Here is a 14,030-nt window from a genome sequence, read left to right on the forward strand (position 1 = left end):
TTCTAAGATACATTCCTCCTAGCGGGGGGGTGGAACGAACCACAAAGACACAAAGGACACAAAGATTGATCGATCATATAGTAAGTTAAACTTATCACACAGAACCTAGAACAGCCACGGATTTAGTATGCAGTCGCTAAAAAACTAACTGGGAGAGGATTGTTGACTTGATCTTACCTTGAGATTCACATTTAAAACCCTGATCGCGCCAAGCTTCTAAATCAACAGAATTTAAGGGAATGACTTGCCTACAGGGGGGAGAGATTAATTGTCCGACAAAAGCCCAAATTATACTTCTAGTCAGATCTAACCCAGTTTTTAGCTTTGATTCCTGATTACCCGGAATACCAATTTCTCGAACTGCATCGATTTCTACTGCTATACCGTGGGATTGCAAGTGAATTGCTGCTAACCATTTAGCGCGAGGTAAATGAGTAGGAGAGGTGACAACTTTTACTTTATGTACTCCCCATTGTTTTAAAATTGGCACAGCAAAGAAAAAATTGTCGAAGGTAGAATCGGCGCACTTTTCTAACCAGACGTTAGTTTTTGGTGCTTTTGCGCGTTTAAATAGTAATAAAATACAGGGTTCTTTCGAGCCTTCGGAAATTAAAATCGGTATATTGGGATATTGCCGGGCTAGATTGGCTACATAAATTTCCCGACGAATGCTGCCCCCCAAAACTAAAATGGCATCAACGGGTTTTTGTTGATTAATTGGCCAGCAGATGGCTAGATTAATCACTAAATTAAGGATAATAAACCCAAAAACCGCAATCAGAGTTAGTTTTAACCATCTTTGCCAATGCCGGTGTTTACGAGCAAGATTTTTTGTTTTTTTCGCCATTGTTTTAGAGACGGTGTAGGGTAGCTCAAAAAATAGATTTACTTCAGTATTGCACCGCCTAAAACCCTTATGAAGCCTTAGTTTATTCTCAATTAGTGCGAAGATTTTCTCAATAATTCCAATTGATCGAGGTAAGCTAAAACGCATCTAAGATGCGTTTTAGCAAGACAGGAGGCAAGAGTAATAAGCGGTTGAGAGTTTTTTGAATTATCAAGATATGTAACTTAAGTGCGTCTAAGCTTACCCCCTAGTAATTGATAAGGGAAAAAAGTAAGAGATTTCACCCAGATTACACTGATAGACAAAATTAATAAATCAACTTTGCTGTAACTCATACTACTCAGTCCTCTATGCTAAGATGATCCAAAAAACGCAAGTTTTTAAGTTGATGGGCAAAAAAGTTTAACTTTATTCAATAACCAAGGCGTTATTTATGGGACAGCTCGAAAAATCAAATTTTGAGTGACGGAGCCTCTTGTTAGTTATTTAAAGTTATTCCCTCTTCACCACTGTATATCGGGGAGATTTCCTCGACCGAAACTTTGTTAAAAAAATCTCTTATTCGATGTGTCCTGTAACAATTGTGCTTTGATAATTTTTTCTTCGGGGTTGAGTTTGACTAATTGTGAACCTGTTCCGTCTTTACCCGTAACTGTCACAGTTTCCACCTCTAAGGACAGTTTTCGATTCTGATTGGTACTTAATAATACTATACTCCCCGCCCTGGCTGCTACCATGGCCGCTAAACTATCCTGTTTGTTAACGAATTGTAAAGCGGGTGAACCAAGATCGCCTAATTGTGATAGGCGCAAATTCTCGATCGCCAGTCTTTTCCCGTAACCTAATCCCGAAATCAGCAGCAGATTTTCCCGATGAGGGAGAGAAACACAGCCAGCCAGATTTTCCCCGTAGCGCAACCGCAAAATTCCTACACCCTGTGCAGATTTACCCATAATTGGCAATAATTCCTCGCGCACGGGATAACGCAACACCCGACCGCTACTGGTGGCGATCGCTAAGTCCTGGCCCTCGTGAGTAAAAATAGCAGCATATAGGCGATCGTCTTCTTTCAATTTCATCAGGGACAAACCACGACTACCAACCCCCTCTAATTCATTGATGGGAAGTCGTTTTATTCGCCCCTGTTGACTCAGCAAAAGCAATTCTTGATTTTTTTGAGGTTCTGTCAAGAAAAATTGATTTAACACCGCTTCTGACTCTTTTTGGGCGGTTTTGGTCAGCAGACTAGAGATTAATACTGGTTGATTCGCTTGCGGGGGGACTTCCCGGGTCGTAATCGGGTAAGCTTTGGCATTATCGAGGATAACTAGGAAATTTTCCCGTTTTTCGATCGCCTGTTGATAGATAATTAAACCCTGGTCTGGCGCTCGCTCTTCTGGTGTCGTCCAACTAATTTTATCTTCGGCATCAAGCAATAAAATCGCATTTTCTGGGGGTTCTTGAGGCGTAAATAGGCTTAAACTGGGTGTATTCTCACTCTCGGACTTTTTCTTAACTTTATTCTCCTGTTTTTTAACTTCTGCCTTGAAAGAGGGTGTGGGGTGTGGGGTGTGGGGTGTGGGGTGTGGGGTGTGGGGTGTAGGTAAGGAAACCTCTTTCGTCTGTGGGGGTGAAAATTTTTTCATCGGGACTGTCTCCTGTTTTTTCACCACAGAATCCTGTTTCTTCCCTGCTGTCTCCTGTTTCCTGTCCCCCGACTTGCCGGTGCGAATTTTTGTCCGTCTGCTATCGGCGAATTTTTTCTTTAAAGAGCGCAATTCTTTTTTCAGAGACTTGAGAAACTCCTGACGGTTATGGAGGAGAGTTTCCAACTGTTGAATTTTTGTTTGCAATTCCGTCGCTTCCGTCTCTAACTTTTGTCTTTCCAAACCGGTTAAACGACGTAGGGGCATAGCCAAGATAGAATCAGCTTGAGGGTCACTAATGCCCAATTCTGCCTGAAAACGATACTTAGCCGTCGTCCCATCGGGAGCATTTTTGAGAATATCCACCACTCGATCGATATTCTGCAAAGCTAATAATAAACCCTCCACTAGGTGTAAGCGATCGCTGGCCTGTTGCAACTCATCGCCATACTGACGGGTGAGAGTCGTTTCTCGAAAGCGCAAGAATTCCTGTAAAACTTCTTTTAAAGACAACTGCCGGGGTTGATTATCGACCAAAGCGAGGATAATCGCCCCGAAATTAGTCTGTAGCGCCGTTTGTTGGTATAAAGCGGCCAAAACCTGCTGCGGTTGACTTTCCCGCTTTAATTCAATCACCACCCGAATGCCTTCGCGATTGCTTTCATCGCGGATATCGGCAATTCCCTCCAATTTCCCTAAATTGACTAATTCGGCGATTTTTTCAATCCATGCCGCCTTATTTACCTGAAAAGGCAACTCAGTAACCACAATTGCCGTCCTTTCCCTTCGGCGCTTGCCCTCAATGATAATGGTTTCAGTTTTCGCCACTCCGCGCACGGGAATAATCCCCCTACCGGTGCGATAGGCCTCGCGAATGCCGGTATCATCTAAAATTTCGCCTCCCGTGGGAAAATCGGGACCAGGGATAATTTCTACTAACTTTTCCTCGCTTAAATCGGGATTATCGATCAAAGCGATTAAACCTTCCACCACTTCCCCTAAATTATGGGGAGGGATATTAGTCGCCATCCCTACCGCAATACCCGAACAACCATTAAGAATCAGTATCGGTAACTGAGCGGGTAAAACAACTGGTTCCTGTTGAGAATTATCAAAATTATTGCTAAAATTAACGATCGCTTCGCTAATTCCCCCTAAAACCGCCTGATCACCGATGCCGGCCAAACGGGTTTCTGTGTAACGCATGGCTGCCGGGGGGTCGTTATCGATCGAACCAAAGTTACCATGGCCCGATAAAAGTGGGTAACGACTGGAAAAATCCTGTACCATACGAACCAGTGCTTCGTACACTGACTGATCACCGTGGGGATGATATTTACCCAAGACATCCCCCACCACCCGCGCGCATTTGCGAAAAGGGCGATCGGGAGTTAAACCCAGTTCGTGCATAGCGTATAATATGCGACGATGGACTGGTTTTAAGCCATCCCGTACATCCGGCAAGGCTCGCCCCACGATCACACTCATGGCATATTCTAGATAGGAGCGTTCCATCTCTTGGTGTAAGGCCGTGGGTATAATTTGACCACTAGCTAAGAAATCCAGTTGTTTGGCCATGAGTCTCTCGTTTTTAATCTGTCTAGCTGTGAATCATAAGGCATTTTGCCCTTTTTAACCTTGTTTATCCCTGAGCATCCCTATGACAACTGTTTTGATTGTAGAAGACGACCCGATAAATTTTCGCGTTTTTGCCAAAATTTTGACCAAACGAGGTGGTCTAGAGGTCAAAGGGACTGAAGATGTGGAAGAAGTGCTTCGTATTGCTCGGGATAAGGAAGCGGACGTGATCTTAATGGATGTCTCTCTCTCCCATAGTGTCTATGAAGGGAAAGCGGTGGATGGTATTAAAATCAGCCAAATTCTCAAAGCTAACCCCGAAACCGCCGATTTACCTGTTATTCTCGTCACCGCTCACGCTATGGAAGGCGATCGAGAAAATTTTCTCAAGCAGAGTCGGGCCGATGGTTATATTTCTAAACCAGTGGTTGATCACCAAGCTTTTGTTGAGCAAATTTTGGCGATTATCGATCAGAAGCCGGTCTAAGCTTTGAGTCTTCTTTTGTTAGTATATCAGTATTGATCTAGATCAGCTGCTTTCAGTTTACTCCTAAGGGACTTGCGTAGGAATAATATCCCAGCCAGAAAATCGCTCTGTAGAAGAACCAGACCAGCCAGATGGCACATTATCAAAGCGCAAGTCCCTAACATCTCGAAGGCTCTCCCCCTACTTAGGGTGATCAGCAAACCTGAGCGATCGGAGGGCGCAAGCATTGCGCCCCTACAGTAACGGATTTTGTCCACAATGTAGGGGCGAACTGCGTTCGCCCAAAAGGTACATTATCAAAGCGCAAGTCCCTAACAGCTATCTCCCTAATCCTCTACTCTGCCATAGATGGCGTAGGCTCGATCGAGCGACCAGGCCCACATCTGATCCCCTAGGGAAAAATGCCACCATTCCCCCTTATGTCGGCTAAATCCCGCCTCCTCCATCACTTTCGCCAATAAAACTCGTTTTTGATGATAACTCTGTTCTCGTGGGCTTTTTGCGGCGATGTAATAATCGGGATGCGATCGCTCTCCGATCTCATCGATTTCTCCCCCCATGTCGATGGCTTGTCCCTTCTCGTCCACTAGGGTAATATCGATCGCCGCTCCGGTACTATGGGGGGGTGGGGTGGCGGCATTATCGCTGGGAATTGCCCAAATAGTGTAAACTTCTGTTAAAATTGCTTGACTTTCTGCCTCCGATAGTTTCTCTTTGGCTAATCCTTTTGTGTCTAGGAGAGTCTGAAAAGTATAATCGACCATAAATTGTTGCACTTCCACCGGTCGATAGGCATCAAAAATCAAAATTTGCCAACCGGGTTGATAGACTTGCAGACGGTTTTGAGCGTCAATCAGAGCATTTAACACCCCTTGTCGCAAAAAATAGGGAGATTTACCCCGATAATTAGCCCCCAATTTCTCGTAAGCATGGGGAGAAGGGATAACAAACTTATCTGCGGGTATAGGTACTAGGGGTTCCCCACATTCACGAATAGGAATTTTTTGGTAGGGTTTCATCGCGTGGTCGGGAAATGGTAATTTTATTGATGGTCAACTCGATCGCCAGTTTACGGGTACAATAAACCCGTTATTCCTCCTCCTCATCGGTTGTCGGGAATTTCATGCTGGCCCAAGTTAACTGTTTTTGTGGGTCTTTTTCTGGTTCACTAAAACTCTCTTTGAGTTGTTCTTTCACCTGAGCAATATTGCCACTTTGAGCGGCATTCTTTAGATCATAGACATAACGAGCATTTTCGATCGCTTCCTCTTTACTACGAGAACTAGATTCAAAGCATTTTTCTAGATCTTTGTAAATACCCTTGCGAGAGATTTTGAGAAAATATTGACGTTCTGTATCGATTAGTTTAGCCAATAATTCTAGGTGCATGGAATCCTCGGCACAGATATCCGCGAGTATATCCCATTCTTCACTCCCCAAAAGATTATTATCCGCTCCCGGTCGCGGGTCTTGAAAAGTTTCTCCAGTCACTTGTTTATAAATCTTCGGTAATTGGTCATCAAATTCGTGCTTTTCTTCCCTCCAAATCCGGCGAATTTCGCTGAGTTCCTCCGTGGTAATTAGGGTAATATCTTTCATCTCCTCTGGGGCATTAGTACGCACGCTCTCCTGAGCCTCTAATACCCTTCTCAGCCAATATTCTCGCCATTGTTTAGTATAAGGGCCCGGTATGGGTTCGATCGATATTTCTCCATTTAAGTTTCTTTCAAATAATTGTACTTTCCCAAAGATACGGCGAAAATCCCGTTTTGGTCGGTCATCTTCTATATCTAATTCGTTGCGAAGGTCTAAAAGCGGTTGTAACCATTCTTTTTCTTGGTCATTCTGTATCATTGCCTCCATCGATTTATCTTTATTCACCAACGTACACACCCAACAACCAAAGCGCGAATCTCCACAGCTAGGAGTGGAAGTATCTACCACTAGGGGACATTCATTATCCGCAGTCGCTCCTCGATACATTGCTAATAATTCTTTGTTATCTCCTCCCCAGGGATTTTCCCACTGCATTAAGTACATCCATACCTCGTCAGTACGCCAATCTTCTATGGGAGTATAAACAAGAGAATTAATCAAGTGAGTATGAGGACTAAGACGCTCCCTTAATCTCCCTACTTTATGTCTTTCTATGGTTACTGATCGTGCGGAGCTTTCCGTTTTTCGCGCACCTAAAATAACTATTGCCTCACCATTTTCTCTAACAACATCTCGAATAAAATAATTAACAGGTTGTATTTTCATCCGTTCAGTACACCAGCGAAATCCTCGTCGTGGTGCAGGATAGCCCTTCCCAATCAAACAAACCCAAAAAGTTTCCTTAACAGAAGGATTGATCTGATAAGGTTTAATAGGTATTTGATGATCTTTCGCCGCTATTTCCAATTTTTTTATACATTTGTTAACCCAACCAGAAACAATAGGATTTTCAACCAAAGTATCTGTTGTAATAACATAAATTGTTTTATGTCTTTTTTCTTCTGGCAAACTAGCGATCGCATTCCAAACCAATTGTAAAACTGCCGTACTATCTTTTCCCCAAGATACACCTATGATCCAGGGAATACTGTCTAGACAATATAACTCTTGTATTTCTTGAGTAATACTTTTGATATCTTCTACGAACTCCTCTATAGCACGATTAGGAAAAATAGAAGTTGTTTTTTCAAGCATAATGTTATCAACAAAAAGATAAACTAATTTCTAAAAATATTCTGACGATGCCATTGGATAGCTTCAAGTTTTGGATAGTGATTTTCTAGATTGGGTAATAAAATATTCATACCATGAAAGTCTTTAATGGCTTTAGCATTAGGAGAAATTTCTTGAAAGTCTTTACTAATCATAATTTTGTATTGATCGTCAATAGTAAATAGTCCTTGATCGAATGCCCAATGATGATTTTTACAAAGAGATAAACCATTGTTTATCTGGTTATCATAGAATCTGGCAAAAGGTTTAATATGTGCGCCATCGACAATACTTTGTGTCAAGGAGTGGATTACTTTAAGACCGCAAAAAGAGCATTGATAATCGTATAAATGGACTACTGACTTGCGAAATAACGCATCTCTAACTATAGACTTTCTAAAATAATATTTTATCTGTGTTTCTCCTGCATCTAAAACGCTACGATCTAGTTCAGTGTCATCATTTTGTTGTAAGACTTGATTAATTTCTAAAATATCTTCTAATTGCTTTTGACTAGAAGAAAACCAAGCTTCTATTAGAGTATCAATTAGCTGTCGTCTAGCTTCCGGTTCCTGTAAAAGTTTATACAATTCCTGATCTAAAATCGCATAATCTACATCTGCTCTAATTTTAGGAATAGTTTGAGGACGGCCACCACTATAAATATCACTAAACTTTAGCTTCCAAAATCCGTCATTTTTTAGATGAAAGAATGGTAAAGCTAACCCACCTTTAAAAGTATCTGGGTTTAAACGCTTCCAATACTTATCAAAAGTATCGATTAAGTCATCAGAAATATATATTTTATTGTCTTGAATTTGAGAATCACTAATTAACTCAATTACTGATAATAATAAGATAGGCTTATAAGGTGCTTCACCACTTTGCTTAGACTTATTGACTTTAATTTTGGAAAATAAGTCACAATAATATTTTAAATTGCGTAGGGGAAGACTATCGACCATAGGGGGGGGGGGAGATATGCGGGTAAAAAAAGGAAACTATTACCAGCATACAGAAAAACATCCCAGCGAGATAGAAAAATATAGAAAGCTTACAGAGGTCGTCATAATAACATCAATCGAGTGCGGCTAACGAGCGATCGCACACTACGGAACTTATGTACTATGATCAACCCTTAATCCAACTTTAAAAACCCGCTCCCCACTCCCTCCTATACCTTTTAAACAGGATTTAGCATCACTTTCCCGGGTTGAGGGTTTGAGTCTGGTTAGAGATTTAAAGAATAACTCCACCGTCCACGGGTAAAACCACACCGGTCATATAGGGGTTGATAATCAAACTCAATACTGCTAGGGCGATTTCTTCGGGTTGCCCTAAATGTTCGACAGGTAGAGCAGAAACCGCCCATTTGCTCAGGTCGGAGCGTTCCGAATCACCTTGACTGGTCCAGATGCTTGTATCTTCTATTAATCCGGGGGCAACAACGTTAACGCGAATAGGAGCGAGTTCTAGGGCGAGGGCGCGTCCAAATACGGCTACGGCACTATTAGCGGCGGCTATGACAGAAATTCCGCCCATTTTGGAATATTTGAACATAGTGACGCTGGATGTCAGGGTAATAGAACCGTCCTTGGCCAAAGTTTTCAGGGAGCCGCGCACTGCTAAAAAGGTTGCCCAGAATTTATCCATACCTCCCTGGGCCGTTTCTGTGGTCATTTCAGTTAATAAGGCTCGCGGCATATTTCTGTCTCCCAGAGAGGTGACTACTAAATGGTCAAAGTTGCCAATTTCTGCAAAAAAGGTATTAACAGAATCTTCTTGTAAAAAATTAACAGTTTTGGCTTCAATCTCCCCCGAAATTAGGGCAACAGCGGCAGCTAATTTCTCTTCAGAAGCATGGGAAAGCACGACTTTTGCCCCTAGGGAGAGCAATTTTCGAGCAATCGCTAGGTCAATCCCGGAGCTTGCACCAATAATAACGACTTTTTTACCCGATAAGGAATCAAACATTTTTTTGTCTCCAAAAATTCAAGAAAAACTGACAACTATTACAGTATATTGACTGGCTTTTGGGCAGCAACTAACCAATAAGTTATGGCCGAGGAACTTAGCAAATTATCGAGAGGCTTAAGGTTTAAATTATAGGTTTCTTCGTCTAATTTTCCCGATTGCAATTCCTCTGTTAACCAAGACTTAAGATGGCGAAAATGTCTGAACCAGCACTCCTCCGTCACCTCGACAAATTGAACATCTTTAAACCCTGCCTGTTGATAAAGATTTTGATACTCTGCCCTATCTTTGACCGTGTTTGCTTGGGGAACTGTCCAATCCCCTAAAAGTTCTGTTGTGGCAAAACTCAGATCTGAGAGAATTAAGGTTCCCCCCGGCTTTAATACTCGCCAAGCTTCTTGTAAGAATTGCTGTCTAGTATTAAAATAAAAAGCCGCTTCTACACAAATAATTTGCTCAAAAGAATGATCGGCAAAATCCATCTCCACTGCGTCCATTAACAGAAATTTACCCTCGGGAAAATTCAAGAGACTTCTGGCAATTTGTGTCGGAGAAATGTTAATCCCCACAATTGCTGTCAATGGGTAATATTTGAGAAGATAATGGGTAGTTGCTCCTAAACCACACCCAACATCAAGAATTGTTCCCTGTTTGTTGGGAATAAATTCTAAAAGTTTCTCCATCAGAGTACAGGATGCTTCCTGTTGATCTTGGGTATGGGAGAGCCAATAACCGACATTAAAAAACTCTCTTTTACCATAAAACTCTCGAATCGAAGGAGTACAAATTAAATCATCAAATCTACTAATCCATTCACTTTTATCCATTTTTACAGTCACTTACTCTCTCGGAGGAAAACTACATTAGTCTAACACGATTGGGTTTAGGGGGACAAGGAGAAAGTGATCTGGAAGAAATTTCTGTTAACTGCTTGACATTTGTCCCACGAAGGATTATTATGGACTGGAATACCTGAATCAAGCAAAATTATCTGAATAAATCTAGGCTTTTTACAGGAATTTATTGACACCAATAAATATTGACCTGTGAGCATTAAAATAGGTAAACGTATAGATATTTTTAGCTGATATGAAAGAATCGCCTAAAGTTGTTTTATTGTTGACCCATAGTGGCGATTTTTTCACTATTGACCGCGTGGCTGAGGCGATAGAAAAAAAAGGAGCAACACCTTTTCGCTTAGATACTGATAAATTTCCCTTAGAGGTTCAACTAACGGCCCAATTTAATGGGAAAAAAAGTTTTTATCAATTAACCTATAACCATCAATCTATTGATAGTGAACAGGTGCAATCTGTTTGGACAAGACGTATTTGGCAGCCTGAACTAACAGGGGATTTAGACCCTCAGTTTCGGGAGGCTTGTGTGCGAGAATCCCAGACGACTTTGGCTGGTTTTTGGGATAGTTTAAGGTCAGCGCGTTGGTTAGATAATTTAGCGCAAATTGAGAAGGCTAAAAATAAGTTATTACAACTTCGTTTGGCCTCAGAAGTTGGCTTGATTATTCCCCCTACTTTAGTGACCAATAATCCTGATGCTGCCCGGGAGTTTTTTTCCCAGGTTCAGGGACGAATGGTTAGTAAATTGTTAACTGCGATCGCTCATAGTATGGAGTCGCCAGAATTTTTTCTTTATACCAGTAGGGTGAAAGCAGAAGACCTTGAGGAAGCGGAATCTTTACGTTATTGTCCTATGGTTTTTCAAGCGGAAATTCCTAAACAATTAGAATTGAGAATTGTCGTGGTTAATGGACAAACATTTGTGGGTGCTTTAGAATCTTCTCAGTATAATCATTCAGCCGTAGATTGGCGAAGACCGGGTATTGATCCGGGTGCTTGGCAACATCATACTTTACCCGATTCACTATTGCAGCAACTTCAGATTTTTATGGCTAATTTAGGTTTGAATTTTGGGTCCTTTGATTTTATCTTAACTCCTGGGGGTGAATACGTTTTTTTAGAAGTTAATCCGGGGGGTGAGTGGGGAATGTTAGAACGGGATTTAGATTTACCTATTTCCAATGCGATCGCTGATTTTTTAGTATGCTAAAAATCAAACCAAAACCTAATCAGGATTTTGAGGATTTTAGGATTATCAAGATTCTCAATCCCCAATCTCATCGGGATTTTGAGGATTTTAGGATTATCAAGATTCTCAATCCCCAATCTCATCGGGATTTTGAGGATTTTAGGATTATCAAGATTCTCAATCCCCAATCTCATCGGGATTTTGAGGATTTTAGGATTATCAAGATTCTCAATCCCCAATCTCATCGGGATTTTGAGGATTTTAGGATTATCAAGATTCTCAATCCCCAATCTCATCGGGATTTTGAGGATTTTAGGATTATCAAGATTCTCAATCCCCAATCTCATCGGGATTTTGAGGATTTTAGGATTATCAAGATTCTCAATCCCCAATCTCATCGGGATTTTGAGGATTTTAGGATTATCAAGATTCTCAATCCCCAATCTCATCGGGATTTTGAGGATTTTAGGATTATCAAGATTCTCAATCCCCAATCTCATCGGGATTTTGAGGATTTTAGGATTATCAAGATTCTCAATCCCCAATCTCATCGGGATTTTGAGGATTTTAGGATTATCAAGATTCTCAATCCCAAATCTCATCAGGATTCTCAATCCAAAATCCAAAATCATCAGGGAGATTTATGACTGTTTTACTTGTTACTTTTAGCCACGATAATGAAAGTATTCCTCTGGTAATCAAAGCCATAGAAACCATGGGTAAAAAAGCCTTCCGTTTTGATACTGATCGCTTCCCGACAGAGGTAAAAGTTGATCTTTACTCAGGGTATAAAAAAGGCGGAATTATTACCGATGGAGACCAAAAATTAGAGCTAAAAGAAGTTTCTGCTGTCTGGTATCGACGCATGAGATACGGACAAAAATTACCCGATGGGATGGATCGTCAATTTCGCGAAGCTTCTCTTAAAGAATGTCGGTTAAGTATTCGAGGAATGATTGCTAGTTTATCTGGGTTTCATCTTGATCCAATTGCTAAGGTAGATCATGCTAATCATAAACAATTGCAGTTACAAGTGGCGCGACAATTAGGTTTATTAATTCCGGGGACTTTAACTTCTAATAATCCTGAAGCTGTCAAGCAATTTGCTCAGGAGTTTAAAGCGACGGGAATTGTGACTAAAATGCTTTCTCAATTTGCTATTTATGGAGACAACCAAGAGGAAATGGTTGTTTTTACCAGTCCTGTTACTAAGAAAGACCTAGATAATTTGGAAGGTTTGCAATTTTGTCCAATGACTTTTCAGGAAAACATTCCTAAAGCTTTGGAATTACGCATTACTATCGTCGGTGAACAAATATTTACGGCAGCGATTAATTCTCAACAATTAGACGGCGCTATCTACGATTGGCGAAAAGAGGGAAGAGCGCTCCATCAACAATGGCAACCCTACGATTTACAGAAAACTATTGAAAAACAACTACTTGAATTAATGAAATATTTCGGTCTTAATTATGGTGCAATTGATATGATTGTTACACCAGATGAACGTTATATCTTTTTAGAAATTAATCCCGTTGGCGAGTTTTTCTGGCTAGAACTTTATCCTCCTTATTTTTCTATCTCCCAAGCGATCGCTGAAATCCTCGTCAACTCATAAACCAACCAATACAGAGTCAGAGTATCTTATCGCAATTATCCTATCTGGTGAGGGACAGAAGTTATCGCTTTTGAATTAGCAATGGGGAGCAGAGAACAGGGAAGAAAATTTGCGGATATGATGACTCTGAATACCGCTATAAGTGTCACCGATGGGAGTGCGGGTAAGGTAAGTATTTGACTTGAGTAAGACGGCAATGTATGTTACTATCACAAGGTAATCGCAGCTATCTTGAAAAAGCTGCCACTCAAAACTAGGAATGACCATGAATTATCCCAATACCGAACAAAGTAAAGCAATCCCCTTCTTTGCTCGTTTTTTATCTGCGGACCAAGACGAGGCCCCGACTCCCGATTCCCCCCCCGATTCTAAACCGGCTCCCATTTGGACTTGGAAATGGCCTTCTGACTGGGAAGATAGTTAATTAATTTAAAAATTGCTTTCAGTAATTCAGACAGAAATAAACTGCCGCCATAAGTCAAGCAGGAGTAGGATTTATGGCGGTTTTTTGTTGCATTTAGGGTTTGCTAAACAAGTCAATTGGCCGGTGGAGGCAGCAGGGTAGAGAAGGGAGAAAGTGCTTAGTTAAGTTATAACTACTCTTCAGCAATTTCGACTGCTTTGGGAGCAACGGGTTCTTCGGCAGCAATTTCGACTTCAATAGCCTTTTTTAGGTTAAGTTTTAGAACTTGAGAAATTGGTAAACCTTCCACCTCATTGATGAGATATTCTTGAGTTTCTGTTTCACGACGTTTTAGATAGACCGTTTTAAGCAGTGCCTCAATGCCATAACCCGTCACAATGTCGCCAATAATGATAGAGAGGCCTAAGACCCCAAGTCCACCAATTAGTCCCAGTGGACTGCCTAACCCAAAAAGTGCGTAAATCATAGGATAAGCAGTAGTGCTGGAGGCGGCAACGGCAATAATAAAAATAATGCCGGGGAGTCCAAGAGAAGCAAGTTTTTGAACAACTTCATCCAGAGAAATTCCCCAGGAGACAAGTTTTTTGTTGATTTCTGTGGGATTAATTCCGAGAAAATCATTGGGAATGGCTGTTTCAGTAGTTTCCGTCATTGATGAGACTCCTAAAATCACTAGGTTGGATTGGTTGGTCGGGATTTCA

13 protein-coding genes are annotated in these 14,030 nt (G+C 41.3%); 5 read left to right on the forward strand and 8 right to left on the reverse strand.

The genetic code is table 11. The annotated features are described in order from the left end of the window. Positions 1–136: 136 nt before the first annotated feature. Both ACE3JL_RS05000 and ACE3JL_RS05005 read right to left on the reverse strand, forming a co-directional pair. Positions 137–847 (reverse strand): YdcF family protein, encoded by a 711-nt coding sequence (locus tag ACE3JL_RS05000; protein ID WP_375328971.1) that lies wholly within the window; start codon positions 845–847, stop codon positions 137–139. Positions 848–1,392: 545 nt separating this feature from the next. Then, positions 1,393–4,071, reverse strand: a complete 2,679-nt coding sequence (locus tag ACE3JL_RS05005; RefSeq protein ID WP_375328972.1) for a DNA topoisomerase (ATP-hydrolyzing) subunit A — start codon at positions 4,069–4,071, stop codon at positions 1,393–1,395. Between the two features lie 82 nt (positions 4,072–4,153). Here ACE3JL_RS05005 and ACE3JL_RS05010 point away from each other — a divergent pair, with 82 nt between their 5' ends. Then, the gene (locus ACE3JL_RS05010; RefSeq protein WP_150975415.1) at positions 4,154–4,558 is read left to right on the forward strand and encodes a response regulator; all 405 of its coding nucleotides are present in this window, start codon (positions 4,154–4,156) and stop codon (positions 4,556–4,558) included. Positions 4,559–4,884: 326 nt separating this feature from the next. On the opposite strand, the gene ACE3JL_RS05015 is transcribed toward ACE3JL_RS05010, so the two are convergent. The 5 genes from ACE3JL_RS05015 to ACE3JL_RS05035 form a co-directional block, all read right to left on the reverse strand. Next, complete coding sequence (locus ACE3JL_RS05015) at positions 4,885–5,577, reverse strand: M15 family metallopeptidase (protein ID WP_375328973.1); 693 nt, start codon at positions 5,575–5,577, stop codon at positions 4,885–4,887. Positions 5,578–5,647: 70 nt separating this feature from the next. Continuing rightward, complete coding sequence (dndC, locus tag ACE3JL_RS05020; RefSeq protein WP_271992760.1) at positions 5,648–7,249, reverse strand: DNA phosphorothioation system sulfurtransferase DndC; 1,602 nt, start codon at positions 7,247–7,249, stop codon at positions 5,648–5,650. 23 nt (positions 7,250–7,272) lie between these two features. Then, complete coding sequence (locus tag ACE3JL_RS05025; RefSeq protein ID WP_271992762.1) at positions 7,273–8,232, reverse strand: HNH endonuclease; 960 nt, start codon at positions 8,230–8,232, stop codon at positions 7,273–7,275. 274 nt (positions 8,233–8,506) lie between these two features. Continuing rightward, positions 8,507–9,241 carry an SDR family oxidoreductase gene (locus ACE3JL_RS05030; RefSeq protein ID WP_375328974.1) on the reverse strand — a complete coding sequence of 245 codons (735 nt, stop codon included), beginning with the start codon at positions 9,239–9,241 and terminating at the stop codon, positions 8,507–8,509. A 38-nt stretch (positions 9,242–9,279) separates the two neighbouring features. Continuing rightward, positions 9,280–10,068, reverse strand: a complete 789-nt coding sequence (locus ACE3JL_RS05035) for a class I SAM-dependent methyltransferase (RefSeq protein WP_375328975.1) — start codon at positions 10,066–10,068, stop codon at positions 9,280–9,282. A gap of 262 nt (positions 10,069–10,330) precedes the next feature. On the opposite strand from ACE3JL_RS05035, the gene ACE3JL_RS05040 reads away from it, so the two are divergent. From ACE3JL_RS05040 to ACE3JL_RS05055, 4 genes are all read left to right on the forward strand, one after another. Then, positions 10,331–11,308 (forward strand): MvdC family ATP-grasp ribosomal peptide maturase, encoded by a 978-nt coding sequence (locus ACE3JL_RS05040; RefSeq protein WP_271992765.1) that lies wholly within the window; start codon positions 10,331–10,333, stop codon positions 11,306–11,308. Further along, on the forward strand, positions 11,302–11,934 hold the full coding sequence (locus tag ACE3JL_RS05045; protein ID WP_375328976.1) for a hypothetical protein: 633 nt from the start codon (positions 11,302–11,304) through the stop codon (positions 11,932–11,934). Before ACE3JL_RS05040 ends, ACE3JL_RS05045 begins: the two co-directional genes overlap by 7 nt. Next, positions 11,931–12,905, forward strand: coding sequence for an MvdD family ATP-grasp ribosomal peptide maturase (locus tag ACE3JL_RS05050; protein WP_375328977.1), 975 nt, complete (start codon positions 11,931–11,933; stop codon positions 12,903–12,905). Before ACE3JL_RS05045 ends, ACE3JL_RS05050 begins: the two co-directional genes overlap by 4 nt. Before the next feature lie 265 nt (positions 12,906–13,170). Then, a complete protein-coding gene (locus tag ACE3JL_RS05055) occupies positions 13,171–13,329 on the forward strand; it encodes a microviridin/marinostatin family tricyclic proteinase inhibitor (RefSeq protein ID WP_271989009.1) in 159 nt (52 codons plus the stop codon). Positions 13,330–13,501: 172 nt separating this feature from the next. Here ACE3JL_RS05055 and ACE3JL_RS05060 read toward each other — a convergent pair whose 3' ends face one another. Beyond that, entirely contained in the window at positions 13,502–13,981 is a 480-nt protein-coding gene (locus ACE3JL_RS05060) for a hypothetical protein (protein ID WP_375329583.1), read from the reverse strand. Positions 13,982–14,030: the final 49 nt, after the last annotated feature.

Origin of the sequence: Microcystis sp. BLCC-F210, from assembly GCF_042134685.1 — a bacterium.
GTDB classification, from domain to species: Bacteria; Cyanobacteriota; Cyanobacteriia; order Cyanobacteriales; family Microcystaceae; genus Microcystis; species Microcystis aeruginosa_D.